We start from the raw sequence: 14,689 nt of genomic DNA, 5'->3' as shown, positions 1-14,689 counted from the left end.
GAACTGTTCGTTCGACATGATCTGCAGGCCCGGCCGGGCCAGCTCGGCGCGCATCAGCAGCGCCATGACGCCACCGATCAGGAAGAACGCGAACGAGGTGACCAGATACAGCGTGCCGATCGTCTTGTGGTCGGTGGTCGTCAGCCACTTCACCACGACATTGCCGGGCTGCTTGCGCCTGACCGGCAGCTCGTTCTCGTACGAGTCCTCAGCTGCCGCGGCACCCTGGGGTTCGTTGAGGATGCTCACAGGTTGTTCGTCTCCCGGTTCTTCTCGTGCGGCGTCTGCTCGATGCCGGCGGGAACGTAACCGGTCTGCCCCTTCTTGGCGAGGTCCTTGAGGTGCTGCTCGTAGCGCTCGGGGGAGACGACCTTCACGTTGAACAGCATCCGGGAGTGGTCGACGCCGCAGAGCTCGGCGCACTTGCCGAGGAAGGTGCCCTCCTTGTTGGGGGTCACCTGGAAGGCGTTGGTGTGGCCCGGGATGACGTCCTGCTTCATCAGGAACGGCACCACCCAGAAGGAGTGGATGACGTCACGAGAGGTCAGGACGAAGCGGACCGTCTTGCCCTTGGGGAGCCAGAGCGTCGGACCGGGGTTGCCCGTCTGCGGGTTCCGCGTGCCGGGTGTACCGACGTCGTAGACACCGCCGGCGTTCGCCGGGAAGTCCTTCTTGAACCGGTCCGGAATCGCGTCCAGGTTCTTGTCGGTCTTGGCGTTGCCGGTGGAACCGGGAACGTCCGCGATGTAGTTGAAGCCCCAGCTCCACTGGAAGCCGACCACGTTGACCGTGACGTCGGGCTTCTTGTCGGTGAGGCTGAGCAGCTTCGTCTCGTCCCGGGCGGTGAAGTAGAAGAGCACCGAGATGATGATGATCGGGACCACTGTGTACAGGGCCTCGATCGGCATGTTGTACCGAGTCTGCGGAGGAACCTCGACCTTGGTGCGGCTGCGCCGGTGGAACATGGCGCTCCACAGGATCAGGCCCCACACCAGCACGCCGACGGCGAGCGCGGCAGCCCAGGAGCCCTGCCACAGGGAGAGGATCCGCGGAGCCTCTTCCGTGGTCGGGGTGGGCATACCAAGGCGGGGGAAGTCCTTGTATGTGCAACCGGTCGCGGTCGCCAGGACCAGGCCCGCGGTCATTGCCTGCAGCAGCTTCCGCCGCATCGGGCGCCGCGGCGAGCGGTCGGAGCCGTTGGGACTCACGTAGCGCCTTCCCGAGAGTCTCGCCCGCGCGGTCGGCTGCGGCCTTCTCGCTGGTCGGTCGCCGCCCTGCGTCGGGCAGGGGTTTGGATGTTTATGCGGACCAAACCCTAGCCGACGCCCTCCGGGGGTTCGCGGGGAGGGGGGCATACGCGCTACGGGTCACCCGAAAGCGCCCAGTAGCTCGGGTGGTTTCGGTGAGTTTGCGGGTTCGGCGCACGTCGTGGCTGGTCGCGCGGTTCCCCGCGCCCCTTGGGTGTTGCGGCCGACCGAAGTTTTACCGTTGACCTGTGTCCTACTTCGACGCCGCCTCCGCCGCGCCCCTCCATGCTGTTGCCCGCCAGGCGCTCTTGGCCTCCCTGGACGACGGCTGGGCGGATCCCGCCCGGCTCTACCGGGAGGGCCGCAAGGCCCGGATGCTGCTGGACGCCTCCCGGGAGGCGGCGGCCGAAGCGGTCGGCTGCCGGGCCGACGAGGTGGTGTTCACATCCTCCGGGACGCGGGCCGTACACACGGGTGTCGCGGGGGCGTTGGCCGGGCGACGACGGGTCGGACGCCACCTGATCGTGTCCGCCGTCGAACACTCGTCTGTACTCCATTCGGCGGAAGCGTTCGAGGCGGAGGGCGGCACCGTCGGCCACGTACCCGTGAACCGCGCCGGGGCCGTCGATCCGTCGGCCTTCGCCGCCGCGCTGCGGCCGGACACCGCGCTGGCCTGTCTGCAGTCCGCCAATCATGAGGTCGGGACCGTGCAGCCGGTGGTGGAGGTGGCCGCGGTGTGCCGGGCGGCGGGGGTGCCGCTGCTGGTGGACGCGGCGCAGTCGCTGGGGTGGGGGCCGGTCGAGGGCGACTGGTCGCTGCTGGCGGCGAGTGCGCACAAGTGGGGCGGGCCGTCGGGGGTGGGGCTGCTCGTCGTACGCAAGGGGGTCCGGTTCGCCGTCCAAGGCCCGGCGGACGAGCGGGAGTCGGCGCGGGCGCCCGGGTTCGAGAACATCCCGGCGATCGTGGCGGCGGTGGCCTCGCTGCGGGCGGTGCGGGCCGAAGCGGCCCAGGAGGCGGTACGGCTGCGGGAGCTGACGGAGCGGATCCGGACGCGGGTGCCGCGGCTGGTGCCGGACGCGGAGGTGGTGGGCGACGCCGAGCGGCGGCTGCCGGGGATCGTCACCTTCTCCTGCCTCTATGCCGACGGAGAGGCGCTGCTGCACGAGCTGGACCGGGCGGGCTTCTCCGTCTCGTCCGGCTCCTCCTGCACGAGCAGCACGCTGACGCCCAGCCATGTGCTGAAGGCGATGGGGGTGCTGAGCGAGGGCAACGTGCGCGTCTCGCTGCCGACAGGGGTGGCGGAGGCGGACGTGGAGCGGTTCCTGGAGGTGCTGCCCGGGGCCGTCGCGGGGGTGCGGGAGAAGCTGGGGGCGCCCGCACCGGCGACAGCGGTACGGGCGCAGGAGCTGGTCGTCGACTCCCTCGGCAAGCGCTGCCCGATTCCCGTCATCGAGCTGGCGAAGGTGATCGGGGACGTGCCCGTGGGCGGCACGGTCCGGGTCCTGTCGGACGACGAGGCGGCCCGGCTGGACATTCCCGCGTGGTGCGAGATGCGGGGCCAGGAGTACATCGGCGAGGAGCCGGCGGAACGGGGAACGGCGTACCTGGTCCGCCGGCTCGGCTGAAGCGTCGCGGCGGCGCGTCAGCCCAGGTGAGCGCGGACCTCCTCGCCCGCCTCGTCGCCGTAGGCCTTCACGAACCGCTCCATGAAGTGCGCCCGCCGCAGCGTGTACTCCTGCGTGCCGACCGTCTCGATGACCAGCGTCGCCAGCATGCAGCCGACCTGCGCGGCACGCTCCAGGGAGACGCCCCAGGCGAGTCCGGACAGGAAGCCCGCCCGGAAGGCGTCGCCGACGCCCGTGGGGTCGGCCTTGCGCTCCTCCTCCGCGCAGCCGACCTCGATCGGGTCCTCGCCGACCCGCTCGATGCGCACACCCCGCGAGCCGAGCGTGGTGACGCGGTGGCCGACCTTGGACAGGATCTCCGCGTCGGTCCAGCCGGTCTTGGACTCGATGAGCCCCTTCTCGTACTCGTTCGAGAACAGGTACGTCGCGCCGTCCAGCAGTATCCGGATCTCCTCGCCCTCCATGCGGGCGATCTGCTGGGAGAAGTCGGCGGCGAAGGGGATGTTCCGGGAGCGGCACTCCTCCGTGTGGCGGAGCATGGCCTCCGGGTCGTCGGCGCCGATCAGGACCAGGTCGAGGCCGTCCACGCGGTCGGCGACGGTCTTCAGCTCGATCTGGCGGGCCTCGCTCATCGCGCCGGTGTAGAAGGAGCCGATCTGGTTGTGGTCGGCGTCCGTGGTGCACACGAAGCGGGCGGTGTGCAGCGTCTCGGAGATGCGGACCGAGTCGGTGTCGACGCCGTGCCGGTCGAGCCAGGCCCGGTACTCGTCGAAGTCGAAGCCGGCGGCGCCGACCAGGATCGGCTTGGTGCCGAGCTGGCCCATGCCGAAGGCGATGTTCGCGCCGACGCCGCCCCGGCGCACGTCCAGGTTGTCGACCAGGAAGGAGAGCGAGACCGTGTGCAGCTGGTCCGCGACGAACTGGTCGGCGAAGCGGCCGGGGAAGGTCATGAGGTGGTCGGTGGCGATGGAGCCGGTGACTGCGATGCGCACGTCGGCATTCTCCTGCGGGAGGCTGGGTTGACAGTTCACGCTACCGGTTCGCGCGTCGCCACTGAAGCTGGCAAAACTACCCGATAGTAGATCTTTCTTCGCGGGCCGGAGCGTGCCTACGGTGCGGTCATGACGAACCTCAAGGTCCCCTCCAGCGCCCTGGCCGATCTCGAGGGCGACCTCGCCGTCCTGCGCGGTGACTGCGCCCGGATGGCTCCGCACTGGGCGGCCCCCGAGCACGCCGAGTCGCGGCCGGTGCCGCCGTCCCTCATCCACGGGGTGACCGTGCCGACCCGGTCCGCGCGGCTGCTGGACGCGATGTCGGACTACGGCGACTGACGCGCGGGGCGCAAGCCCGGGGAACCGCGCGCTCCCCTCCCGCGTCCCATCGGCGTCCCTCTGGCGGGGGATGCGGGACACGATTCCAGCGAGGAGCGATGCGGTGAACACCGAGCGGCCTGAGAACTCCGGTGACGCGGAGGTTCCCGAGAATTCCGGGGAGCATGTGGCGCGTGAGCCCCGGGCCGGCGACGGGGACGCGGGTGAGCGACCGGGGCGGCGCCGATCACCGGTGGTCGTCGTCTCCGTCGCGGCCGCGGTCCTGCTGGTCGGCGGTGGCGGCGCGTATCTCGCCGCGAGCGGCGGCTCGGACGGTCGTACGCATCCGGGCGCTTCCGGCGGTGGCGGCACTCCCCCGCCGCTGGCCCTGGACGGCTGGACGGGCACGGACGGCATCGCGCCCGGGGAGCCCGACCCGTACGGCGCGCGGTACGTGACGCGGGGCGAACTGCCGGACGGGCCCGGGTCGGCTCCGGTGTACGCGCCGCGGGGTGAGGTCGGCAAGGACGCCGTGGCCCGGTTGGCGAAGGCGTTCGGGATGGACGGGTCGCCGGTGGCCGAGGGGCGGATCTGGCGGGTCGGCGGCAAGGACGGCTCCGGGCCGAGCCTGCACGTGAACCGGGACGCGCCGGGCAGCTGGACCTTCAGCCGGTACGCGCCGGGCACCGACAACTGCAAGAAGGGGGCCCTCTGCGCGCACGACCCGATGGGCCCCACCGGCACCCCGGTGAGCGTGCGGAAGGCGACCGAGGCGGCGGCGCCGGTGCTGAAGGCGGCCGGGCTGGACGACGCGAAGATCGACGCGAGTCAGGTCCTGGGTGCCCAGCGGGTGGTCAACGCCGATCCGGTGGTGGGCGGACTGCCCACGTACGGCTGGACGACCGGCCTGACCGTCGGCGAGAAGGGTGAGCTGGTCGGCGGCCATGGGCTGCTGGGCGCGCCGGCGAAGGGCGACACGTACCCCGTGCTGAGCGCGGAGAAGACGCTCGCGCTGATGAACAAGGCGCCGAAGGGCGACCACCGGATGGGGATCGGCGGCTGTGCCACTCCGGTGCCGGCGAAGGACCGGCTGGAGCAGCCGTGCGGTGCGTCCGCGGGGACGACCGAGCCGGCGGCGGACACGGTCACGGTCGAGAAGGCGGACACGGTCACGGTCGAGAAGGCGGCGTTCGGGCTGGCCGCGCACTCGGTCGGCGGGCGACAGACGCTGGTGCCGTCGTGGCTGTTCGAGGTGCGGGGAGCGGGGACGCGGGACACGTTCACGGTGACGTATCCGGCGGTGGACCCGAAGTACCTGGCGTCGGCCCGGTCGGCGCCCTCGGCGCAGCCGTCCGCGGCCCCGGGGAACCGGAGCGTGAAGGTGACCGGGTACACGGCCGACGGCCGGGAGCTGACGGTGAGCTTCTACGGCGGGGTGTGCGCCGACTACACGGCGTCGGCCAGGGAGAGCGCCGGCCGGGTGACGGTCACGGTCACCGAGAAGCCCTGGCCGGACAAGGTGTGCGTGCTGATCGCCAAGGAGTACGTGAAGACCGTACGGCTGGACGCGCCGCTGGACGGGCGGACGGTGGTCGGGGCCGACGGCGAGCGGATCGCCCGGTCCGAGCCGGGGGCGCTGCGGCCACAGGCCCGCTGACCTCGCCGGGACACGAGAAGGCGGGGGGGGGGGGGGGGGGGGGGGGGGGGGGGGTTGTTTGTGGGGGGGGGGGGGGGGGGGGGGGCGGGCGGGGGGGGGGGGGGGGGGGGGGGGGGGGGGGGGGGGGGGGGGGGGGGGGGGTACGTGTCCCCCTCCCCCCCCCCTCCCCCCCCCCCCCCCCCCCCCCCCCCCCCCCCCCCCCCACAAAACCCCCCCCCCCCCCCCCCCCCCCCCCCCCCGCCTTCTCGTGTCAGACCGTGACGCTCAGTGCGTCACGTCCCGGCTCAGCTGAAGGAGTCGCCGCAGGCGCAGGAGCCGGTCGCGTTCGGGTTGTCGATCGTGAAGCCCTGCTTCTCGATCGTGTCCACGAAGTCGACGGTAGCGCCGCCCAGGTACGGAGCGCTCATGCGGTCGGTGACGACCTTGACCCCGCCGAAGTCCTTCACCACGTCGCCGTCGAGCGAACGCTCGTCGAAGAAGAGCTGGTAGCGCAGGCCGGAGCAGCCGCCGGGCTGGACGGCGACGCGCAGGGCGAGGTCGTCCCGGCCTTCCTGGTCGAGCAGGGCCTTGACCTTGGACGCGGCGGCGTCGGTCAGGATGATGCCGTCGGTGACGGTGGTGGTCTCGTCCGATACGGACATCTACATCTCTCCCGGGTTGTACGGAGACTGCTTGCCGACGAGTGCAACCGGCGCGTCCGCGGATTCATTCCGGGCCGGGCATTCGCGTGGTCGCGTACTCGGTTCTCCCTTCATGCTCGCATACGCCCGGCGGCCGGGACAGCGGCCCGAAGAGGGAGCCGGGCGGGATTCACGTCACATCGACGCTATGGACATCGTCAAAGTGACGTGAACCAGTTATGATAGATAGCGTCAGTTAGACGAAAAGTAGAAAGGGTGCGTGTCGTGACCACCGCCCAGACCCCGGAACTCGACGTACAGCCGACTCCGCTCGCCCTGCTGCTGCTCGGCCGCGAGGCCGACCCGAAGAGCGAGCGGGGCGTCGAGTGTCCCGGTGACCTGCCTTCGCCGTCCGACCCCGACCTGGTCGAGCGCGCCCGCGCGGCCAAGGAGAAGCTCGGCGACAAGGTCTTCGTGCTCGGCCACCACTACCAGCGCGACGAGGTCATCCAGTTCGCCGACGTCACGGGCGATTCCTTCAAGCTGGCCCGGGACGCGGCCGCGCGCCCGGAGGCCGAGTACATCGTCTTCTGCGGTGTGCACTTCATGGCCGAGTCGGCGGACATCCTGACGTCCGACGACCAGAAGGTCGTCCTGCCCGACCTCGCCGCCGGCTGCTCCATGGCCGACATGGCGACGGCCGAGCAGGTCGCCGAGTGCTGGGACGTGCTGACCGAGGCGGGCGTCGCCGAGCACGTGGTGCCGGTCTCGTACATGAACTCCTCCGCCGACATCAAGGCCTTCACCGGCAAGCACGGCGGCACGATCTGCACCTCGTCGAACGCCAAGCGCGCCCTCGACTGGGCCTTCGAGCAGGGGGATCCCTCGGCGACGAAGGTGCTCTTCCTGCCCGACCAGCACCTGGGCCGCAACACCGCCGTCCGCGACATGGGCATGTCCCTGGACGACTGCGTGGTCTACAACCCGCACAAGCCGAACGGCGGGCTGACCGCCGAGGAGCTGCGCGCCGCCAAGATGATCCTGTGGCGCGGCCACTGCTCGGTCCACGGCCGCTTCAGCCTCGACTCGGTGAACGACGTGCGCGCCCGCATCCCCGACGTCAACGTCCTGGTCCACCCCGAGTGCAAGCACGAGGTCGTGGCCGCGGCCGACTACGTCGGCTCGACGGAGTACATCATCAAGGCCCTCGAGGCCGCCCCGGCCGGTTCCAAGTGGGCCATCGGCACGGAGCTGAACCTGGTCCGCCGCCTGGCGAACCGTTTCGCGCCGGAGGGCAAGGAGATCGTCTTCCTCGACAAGACGGTCTGCTTCTGCTCGACCATGAACCGCATCGACCTGCCCCATCTGGTCTGGGCCCTGGAGTCCCTGGCCGAGGGCAACCTGGTCAACCGGATCGAGGTCGACAAGGAGACCGAGGCGTTCGCCAAGCTGGCGCTGGAGCGGATGCTGGCGCTGCCGTAGCCTCCGGCGGTCGTGACACGCGAGAAGGGGGCCGCACCCGAGGTGCGGCCCCCTTCTCGTCATGCGGCTAGGGGGTTTCGTTTGGATCAGGTCGGATCCGGCCGCGGCGTCCGGTGCGGTGCATCGCAAGGCGGAGGATCACCCGCGTACCGGGCGTACTCGGGTGGTCCGACAACGCCGCGAGGTGCCGTGCCGGGCGTCGCGGACCCGGACTGATCCGAACGAAGCCCCCTAGACCTGCGCCGGCTGAGCTTCCTGGGAGACCGCCGTCTTCTTCGGCTCCCGCTTCGCCGCCCGCTTCTTCGCCCGGCGCTCCTTGCGGAGTTCGAGCATGGCGTAGAGCGTCGGGACCAGCAGCAGCGTCAGCAGCGTGGACGTGATCAGGCCGCCGATGACGACCACCGCCAGCGGCTGGGCGATGAAGCCGCCCTCGCCGGTGACGCCCAGGGCCATCGGGAGCAGGGCGAAGATCGTCGCCAGGGCCGTCATCAGGATCGGGCGCAGACGGTGGCGGCCGCCCTCGACCACGGCCTCGACGACGCCGTAGCCCTGCCCGCGGTACTGGTTGATCAGGTCGATCAGCACGATCGCGTTGGTCACCACGATGCCGATCAGCATCAGCATGCCGATCATCGCCGGGACGCCCATCGGGGTGCCGGTGGCGATCAGCAGGCCGATCGCGCCGGTCGCCGCGAACGGGATGGAGACCAGCAGGATCAGCGGCTGGGCGAGCGAGCGGAACGTCGCGACCAGGAGCATGAAGACGATCGCGATCGCCGCCAGCATCGCCAGGCCCAGGTTCTTGAACGCGTCGTCCTGGTCGGAGGAGACGCCGCCGATCTCGGCCTCGGCGCCCGCGGGCAGGTCGAGGGCCTTGATCTTCGACTGGAGCTTGGCGCTGACCGCGCCCGTGTTGTCCCCGGTCGGCCTGGCCGTGATGGTCGCGGCACGCTGGCCGTCGATCCGGGACATCGACACCGGGCCGTCCACCAGCTTCACCGTGGCGATGTCGGCCAGCCGCACCGGGCCGAGGCGCAGGTTCCTCAGCTGGGCCAGCGTGGTGGCGGGCTTCGCCGACTTCACGACGACGTCGCGCTCGGTGTCGTCGAGGATCGCCTTCGCCGCCGTGGTGCCGCGCACGGCCTGGGCGACCGCGGCACCCAGCTTCTGGTCGTCGAACCCGGCCGCCGCGGCTTTCGCATCGGCCTTGACCGAGATCCGCGGCACGCTGGTCGCGAGGTCGCTGGAGACGTCCGTGACGTGGTCGAGGCCGGCCACGGTGGAGCGCACCTGCTCGGCGGCCGTGCGGAGCGCCTCGGGGTCGGAGGCCTTCACCACGACGCTCAGGTCCTGGCTGCCGAAGCCGTCTCCGGCCGACACGGTGGTGGTACCGATGCCCTCGAGCCTCTTCAGGCCGTCCTCGAGGTGCCGGCGCACGTCGTCGGAGGACGCCGAGTCCTTCAGCATCACCTGGTACGACGCCTGGTTGGTGTCCGTGCCGCCGCCGAAGGCCGCCATGAAGCCGGAGGAGCCGACGGTGACCTGGTAGTCCTTGACGCCCTCGGTCGAGGCGAGCAGCCGCTCGACCCGCCTGGCCTGCGCGTCGGTGGCCGCGAGGCTGGTGCCGGGCTTCAGCTTCTGCTTGAGGGTGAGGACTTCCTGCTCGCCCTGGTCGAAGAAGTTCGTCTTCAGAAGCCCGGACATGCCGAACGTGAGGACGAGGACCACGACCGCGATCAGCACGCTGGCGAGGCGGCGGCGCGTCGCGAAGCGCAGGACGGGGACGTAGGCGCGCTGCAGGCGGCTGTTCGCCTCCTTCTCCTCGGCCGCGCGGCGGGCCTGCTCGGCGTCCGCGGGCGTGCCCTTGGGGGCGCGCAGGAACCAGTACGCCAGGACCGGGACGACCGTCAGCGAGACGAGCAGGGAGGCCAGCAGGGCCGCCGTGACCGTGAGGCTGAACGAGCCGAACAGGGCGCCCACCATGCCGCCGACCAGGCCGATCGGCAGGAACACGGCGACCGTGGTGAGGGTGGAGGAGGTGACCGCGCCGGCCACCTCGCGCACGGCGGTGAGGATGGCCTCCTGGCGCTCCTCGCCGTAGCCGAGGTGCCGCTTGATGTTCTCCAGGACCACGATCGAGTCGTCGACGACCCGGCCGATGGCGATGGTCAGCGCGCCGAGCGTGAGCATGTTCAGCGACAGGCCGCGCGTCCACAGCACGATCAGCGCGAGGACGACGGACAGCGGGATGGACACCGCGGTGACCAGCGTCGAACGGACCGACGCCAGGAAGACCAGGATGACCAGGACGGCGAAGAGCAGGCCCAGCGCGCCCTCCGTGGTCAGGCCCTTGATGGACTTGGACACCGCCGGCCCCTGGTCGCTGACGACCGTGAGCTTCGCGCCGGAGCCGAGATCCTCGCGCAGGTCGGGCAGCTTGTCCTCGACCGCGTTCGAGATGGCGACCGCGCTGCCGTCGTGGTCCATCGTCACGTTGACCGCGAGGCTCGGGCGGCCGTCGGTGCGGGTGAGGGAGTCGGCCAGGGCCGGCCGCTCCTCGACGGTGGCCACGGCACCGAGGCGTACGGGCTTCCCGGCGCCCTCGCCGGCGATCCTCAGGTCCCGGATCTGCTTCAGGGAGGTGAAGCCGCCGCCGACCCGGACGGTGCGGTTGGCACCGCCCTCGTCGAAGGAGCCGGCCGGGACGGTCGCGCCGCCCGCCTGGAGGGCCTGGCCGAGGGCGGCGGGGGTGAGACCCGCCCGCGCGAGCTTCGCGTCGTCCGGGGTGACGGTGACCTGGAGGTCACGGACGCCGGTGACCTGGACGCGGCCGACGCCGTCGATGTCCTTCAGGGCCGGGACGACCGTCCTGTCGAGCTGGTCGGCGAGGGCCTGCTGGTCCTTGCCGGAGGTGACGGCGAGCACCACGGTCGGCATGTCGTCCGTGGAGCCGGAGATGACCTGCGGGTCGACGTCGTCGGGAAGCTGGTTGCGGGCCCGGTTGACGGCCTGCTGGACGTCGGAGACGAGCCGCTCGGTGCCGTTGCCGTAGTCGAAGGACGCCATGATCACGGCGTTGCCCTCGCTCGCGGTGGAGGTGACACCGGTGACGCCGTCGACGGCCTGCAGGTTGTCCTCGATGGGCTCGACGACCTGCTTCTCGACCACGTCGGGCGAGGCGCCCTGGTACGGCGCGATCACCGACACCATGGGCAGTTCGATGGTGGGCAGCAGTTGCTGCTTGATCTGGGGTATCGCGATCAGTCCGAAGACGAGCGCGACGATGGACACGAGCCCGATGAGGGCTCGTTGCGCGAGGCTGAATCTCGACAGCCAGGACATGGATCAGGGTCTTTCTTCTGTGAGCGGCAGAAGCGCTTCCCGGGAACGGAAGAAGCGACGACGGGACGCACAGGTGAGCGCCCACCCCACCACCCTGGGCCATGGCGGAGCCCGCACTCGTAGGCCCCAGGTCCATTTCCTTATCCGGCCCCTACTCCGCGCGCAGTACGCGCGGGTGGAGATCAGTCCATCCTCGGACGGACCAGCCCCGACTCGTAGGCGATCACGACGAGCTGGGCCCGGTCCCGCGCGCCGAGCTTGGCCATGGCCCGGTTGACGTGCGTCTTCACGGTCAGCGGGCTCACCTCCAGGCGCTCGGCGATCTCGTCGTTGGAGTGGCCGCCGGCGACCTGCACGAGCACCTCCCGCTCCCGGCCGGTGAGCGCGCCCAGACGCTCGGAGCGGGCGGGGTCGCGGCCGTCGTCGGCGCCCTGGGCGAGGAAACGGGCGATCAGCCCCTTGGTGGCCGCCGGGGAGAGCAGGGCGTCCCCGCCCGCGGCGATCCGGATGGCGTTGAGCAGTTCCTCGGGCTCGCTGCCCTTGCCGAGGAAGCCGGAGGCGCCGGCGCGCAGCGACTGGACGACGTAGTCGTCGACCTCGAAGGTGGTCAGGATGACCACGCGGACGTGCGCGAGGGAGGGGTCGGCGCTGATCAGGCGGGTGGCGGCGAGGCCGTCGGTGCCGGGCATCCGGATGTCCATGAGGACGACGTCGGCGGCCTGCTCCCTGGCCAGCCGGACCGCCTCGGCGCCGTCGGAGGCCTCCCCCACCACCTCCATGTCGGGCTCGGAGTCGACCAGCACCCGGAACGCGCTGCGCAGCAGTGCCTGGTCGTCGGCGAGCAGGACACGGATCGTCATACGGGCTCCCCCGGGGCCGTCGCACGGGCGCCCGTACGGGAATCGGTACGGGTCTCGACGGGCAGGATCGCATGGACGCGGAAGCCGCCGCCGTAGCGGGGTCCGGTGGTCAGGGTGCCCCCGAGGGCGGTGACCCGCTCGCGCATGCCGAGCAGCCCGTGCCCGCCGCCGGTCTCCGGCACCGCCGCCTCGCCGGCACCGTCGTCGAGGACGGTGACCTCCACGTTCCGTCCGACCCGTACGACGCTGACCTCGGCCCTGGCCTCGGGGCCCGCGTGTTTCTGCACGTTCGTCAGGGCCTCCTGGGCGATCCGGTAGGCGGCCAGGTCCACGGCGGCCGGGAGTTCGGTGCCCTGATCGGCGCGGGCCACCTCGACCGGCAGGCCCGCGCTGCGGAAGGTGGCGGCCAGCTCCTCCAGGCGGCTGAGGCCGGGGGCGGGTTCGGTCGGGGCCTCGGGGTCGCCGGACTGGCGGAGCAGCCCGACGGTGGCGCGCAGCTCGTTCAGGGCGCTGCGGCTGGCCTCGCGGACGTGGCCGAGCGCCTCCTTGGCCTGGTCGGGGCGCCTGTCCATGACATGGGCGGCGACCCCCGCCTGCACGTTGACCAGCGCGATGTGATGCGCCACGACGTCGTGCAGGTCACGGGCGATACGCAGCCGCTCCTCGGCGACCCGGCGGCGGGCCTCCTCCTCGCGGGTGCGTTCGGCGCGTTCGGCGCGTTCCCGGATGGCCTGCACGACGGCGCGGCGGCTGCGGACGGCGTCCCCGGCGGTGGCGCCGATTCCGGTCCAGGCGAGCACGCCGAGGTTCTCCTGCGCGTACCACGGCAGGGGGCCGCCGAGCATGGCGGCCGCGGTCAGCACGGTCATGGTGAGCAGGCCGACCCGCCAGGTGGTGGTGCGGTCGGTCGTCGAGGCGACGGTGTAGAGCGCGATGACGGCGGACATCGCGACCGGGGCGCGCGGGTCGCCGGTGACGCACTCGATCAGGGAGAGCGTGCCGGTGACGGCGAGGACGGTCTTCGGTGCGCGGCGGCGGAAGACGAGCGCGGTGGCGACGAGGAGCATGAGGACGAGGCTCAGGGGGTCCGGGGTGCGCACGCCCCAGGTGACGCCGTGCCCGTCCTTCGGCACGACGAAGGAGCCGGCGACCATGCACGCCAGCACCCCCGCGGCGATGGCCGCGTCCAGCGCGAGGGGGTGGGCCTTCAGGCCGCACCGGGCGCGTTCCAGTGTGCTCACGGAATGGAACAGTACGGGGCATTGCGGCACAGGTCAGCAGTGAGTGCGCGCACGGGTGCCGGGGCGGCACGGGCGGGTGCGGCCGCGACGTGCTCCCCGAAGGGCCGCGGGGGACCGCTCGAGGGGCGCCGGGGGTCAGCCGGGGATCAGGCCCTCGTCGCTCAGCAGCTCCCTGACCTCCTCCAGTGTCGCGTCCGGTGAGGGGAGGATCAGCTCGGAGGGTTCCAGCGCGTCGTCCGGCAGCGGGGTGCCGAGGCGGCGGACGGCGTCCAGGAGGGCGGTGAGCGTGTGCCGGAAGCCCTCCTCGTCGCCGCTCTCCATCTCCGCCAGCAGCTCGTCGTCCAGCTTGTTCAGCTCGGCGAAGCGGGAGTCGTCCAGCCTCACCTGGCCCTCCCCCATGATCCGTACGATCACGTCGGCCTCCTCGGCTCGAGGCCCCGGCGCCGGGCTACTGCTTGTCGAAGCGCGGGGTGTCCTGCGGCTGCTGCTGGGACTGCCCCTGGCCGGTGCCGCCCTCGATCGCCTGCTGCGGGGAGCCTCCGGCCAGCTCCGCCTTCATGCGCTGCAGTTCCAGCTCTACATCCGTACCACCGGAGAGCCGGTCCAGCTCGGCCTGGATGTCGTCCTTGGCCATGCCGGAGGAGTCGTCGAGGGCTCCGGAGGCGAGCAGTTCGTCGATGGCGCCGGCCCGGGCCTGGAGCTGGGCGGTCTTGTCCTCGGCGCGCTGGATGGCCAGGCCGACGTCGCCCATCTCCTCGGAGATGCCGGAGAAGGCCTCGCCGATACGGGTCTGGGCCTGGGCGGCGGTGTACGTCGCCTTGATGGTCTCCTTCTTCGTGCGGAAGGCGTCCACCTTGGCCTGCAGGCGCTGGGCCGCCAGGGTGAGCTTCTCCTCCTCGCCCTGCAGGGTGGCGTGCTGCGTCTCGAGGTCCGTCACCTGCTGCTGGAGTGCGGCGCGGCGGGACAGCGCCTCGCGGGCCAGGTCCTCACGGCCGAGGGCGAGCGCCTTGCGGCCCTGGTCCTCCAGCTTGGAGGACTGCTGCTGCAGCTGGTTGAGCTGGAGTTCCAGGCGCTTGCGGCTGGTCGCCACGTCGGCGACGCCGCGACGCACCTTCTGCAGCAGTTCCAGCTGCTTCTGGTAGGAGTAATCGAGGGTCTCGCGCGGGTCCTCGGCCCGGTCAAGGGCCTTGTTCGCCTTCGCGCGGAAGATCATCCCCATACGCTTCATGACACCGCTCATGGGCTTCGCGCGCCCCCTTCTGACGGACTCCAGCTCACCGATCCTGCGACAGAACCCACAGTACG

At 71.5% G+C, this 14,689-nt stretch carries 12 protein-coding genes and 1 pseudogene; 4 read left to right on the top strand and 9 right to left on the bottom strand.

All coding sequences use genetic code 11. The annotated features are described in order from the left end of the window. A pseudogene (locus tag ACZ5CW_RS39455) lies at positions 1–249 on the bottom strand (aa3-type cytochrome oxidase subunit I); the annotation flags it as partial. Beyond that, positions 246–1,208, bottom strand: coding sequence for an aa3-type cytochrome oxidase subunit II (ctaC, locus tag ACZ5CW_RS39450; protein WP_468610344.1), 963 nt, complete (start codon positions 1,206–1,208; stop codon positions 246–248). The pseudogene ACZ5CW_RS39455 and the gene ctaC, both read right to left, overlap by 4 nt. Before the next feature lie 287 nt (positions 1,209–1,495). Here ctaC and ACZ5CW_RS39445 point away from each other — a divergent pair, with 287 nt between their 5' ends. Next, positions 1,496–2,872, top strand: coding sequence for an aminotransferase class V-fold PLP-dependent enzyme (locus ACZ5CW_RS39445; protein ID WP_468610342.1), 1,377 nt, complete (start codon positions 1,496–1,498; stop codon positions 2,870–2,872). 17 nt (positions 2,873–2,889) lie between these two features. On the opposite strand, the gene ACZ5CW_RS39440 is transcribed toward ACZ5CW_RS39445, so the two are convergent. Continuing rightward, a complete protein-coding gene (locus tag ACZ5CW_RS39440; RefSeq protein ID WP_468610340.1) occupies positions 2,890–3,864 on the bottom strand; it encodes a carbohydrate kinase family protein in 975 nt (324 codons plus the stop codon). A gap of 129 nt (positions 3,865–3,993) precedes the next feature. Here ACZ5CW_RS39440 and ACZ5CW_RS39435 point away from each other — a divergent pair, with 129 nt between their 5' ends. Next, the gene (locus tag ACZ5CW_RS39435; protein WP_468610338.1) at positions 3,994–4,203 is read left to right on the top strand and encodes a hypothetical protein; all 210 of its coding nucleotides are present in this window, start codon (positions 3,994–3,996) and stop codon (positions 4,201–4,203) included. A gap of 103 nt (positions 4,204–4,306) precedes the next feature. After that, positions 4,307–5,839, top strand: a complete 1,533-nt coding sequence (locus ACZ5CW_RS39430) for a hypothetical protein (RefSeq protein ID WP_468610336.1) — start codon at positions 4,307–4,309, stop codon at positions 5,837–5,839. A 284-nt stretch (positions 5,840–6,123) separates the two neighbouring features. On the opposite strand, the gene ACZ5CW_RS39425 is transcribed toward ACZ5CW_RS39430, so the two are convergent. After that, positions 6,124–6,480, bottom strand: coding sequence for a HesB/IscA family protein (locus ACZ5CW_RS39425; RefSeq protein WP_061919812.1), 357 nt, complete (start codon positions 6,478–6,480; stop codon positions 6,124–6,126). Positions 6,481–6,744: 264 nt separating this feature from the next. Here ACZ5CW_RS39425 and nadA point away from each other — a divergent pair, with 264 nt between their 5' ends. After that, on the top strand, positions 6,745–7,941 hold the full coding sequence (gene nadA, locus ACZ5CW_RS39420; protein ID WP_468610333.1) for a quinolinate synthase NadA: 1,197 nt from the start codon (positions 6,745–6,747) through the stop codon (positions 7,939–7,941). 231 nt (positions 7,942–8,172) lie between these two features. Here nadA and ACZ5CW_RS39415 read toward each other — a convergent pair whose 3' ends face one another. The 5 genes from ACZ5CW_RS39415 to ACZ5CW_RS39395 all read right to left on the bottom strand — a co-directional run bounded on the left by ACZ5CW_RS39415 (position 8,173) and on the right by ACZ5CW_RS39395 (position 14,624). After that, positions 8,173–11,283, bottom strand: coding sequence for an efflux RND transporter permease subunit (locus ACZ5CW_RS39415; RefSeq protein ID WP_468610331.1), 3,111 nt, complete (start codon positions 11,281–11,283; stop codon positions 8,173–8,175). A gap of 182 nt (positions 11,284–11,465) precedes the next feature. After that, positions 11,466–12,143: a response regulator gene (locus tag ACZ5CW_RS39410; protein WP_468610329.1), complete on the bottom strand. Its 678-nt coding sequence runs from the start codon at positions 12,141–12,143 to the stop codon at positions 11,466–11,468. Next, positions 12,140–13,384: a sensor histidine kinase gene (locus tag ACZ5CW_RS39405; protein WP_468610327.1), complete on the bottom strand. Its 1,245-nt coding sequence runs from the start codon at positions 13,382–13,384 to the stop codon at positions 12,140–12,142. The genes ACZ5CW_RS39410 and ACZ5CW_RS39405 overlap by 4 nt, the downstream gene beginning before the upstream one ends. A 135-nt stretch (positions 13,385–13,519) precedes the next feature. Next, positions 13,520–13,798, bottom strand: a complete 279-nt coding sequence (gene pspAA, locus ACZ5CW_RS39400; RefSeq protein ID WP_468610325.1) for a PspA-associated protein PspAA — start codon at positions 13,796–13,798, stop codon at positions 13,520–13,522. A gap of 34 nt (positions 13,799–13,832) precedes the next feature. After that, positions 13,833–14,624: a PspA/IM30 family protein gene (locus ACZ5CW_RS39395; RefSeq protein WP_468610323.1), complete on the bottom strand. Its 792-nt coding sequence runs from the start codon at positions 14,622–14,624 to the stop codon at positions 13,833–13,835. Positions 14,625–14,689: the final 65 nt, after the last annotated feature.

Source organism: Streptomyces sp. NPDC031379, from assembly GCF_055569615.1.
This window is presented reverse-complemented; position numbering and strand designations above follow the sequence as displayed.

Excerpts from the sequence above, each read along its gene's own strand:
- ACZ5CW_RS39435 (WP_468610338.1), top strand. The coding sequence starts at position 3,994 with ATGACGAACCTCAAGGTCCCCTCCAGCGCCCTGGCCGATCTCGAGGGC.
- ACZ5CW_RS39410 (WP_468610329.1), bottom strand. The coding sequence starts at position 12,143 with ATGACGATCCGTGTCCTGCTCGCCGACGACCAGGCACTGCTGCGCAGC.
- ACZ5CW_RS39425 (WP_061919812.1), bottom strand. The coding sequence starts at position 6,480 with ATGTCCGTATCGGACGAGACCACCACCGTCACCGACGGCATCATCCTG.
- ACZ5CW_RS39395 (WP_468610323.1), bottom strand. The coding sequence starts at position 14,624 with ATGAGCGGTGTCATGAAGCGTATGGGGATGATCTTCCGCGCGAAGGCG.
- ACZ5CW_RS39415 (WP_468610331.1), bottom strand. The coding sequence starts at position 11,283 with ATGTCCTGGCTGTCGAGATTCAGCCTCGCGCAACGAGCCCTCATCGGG.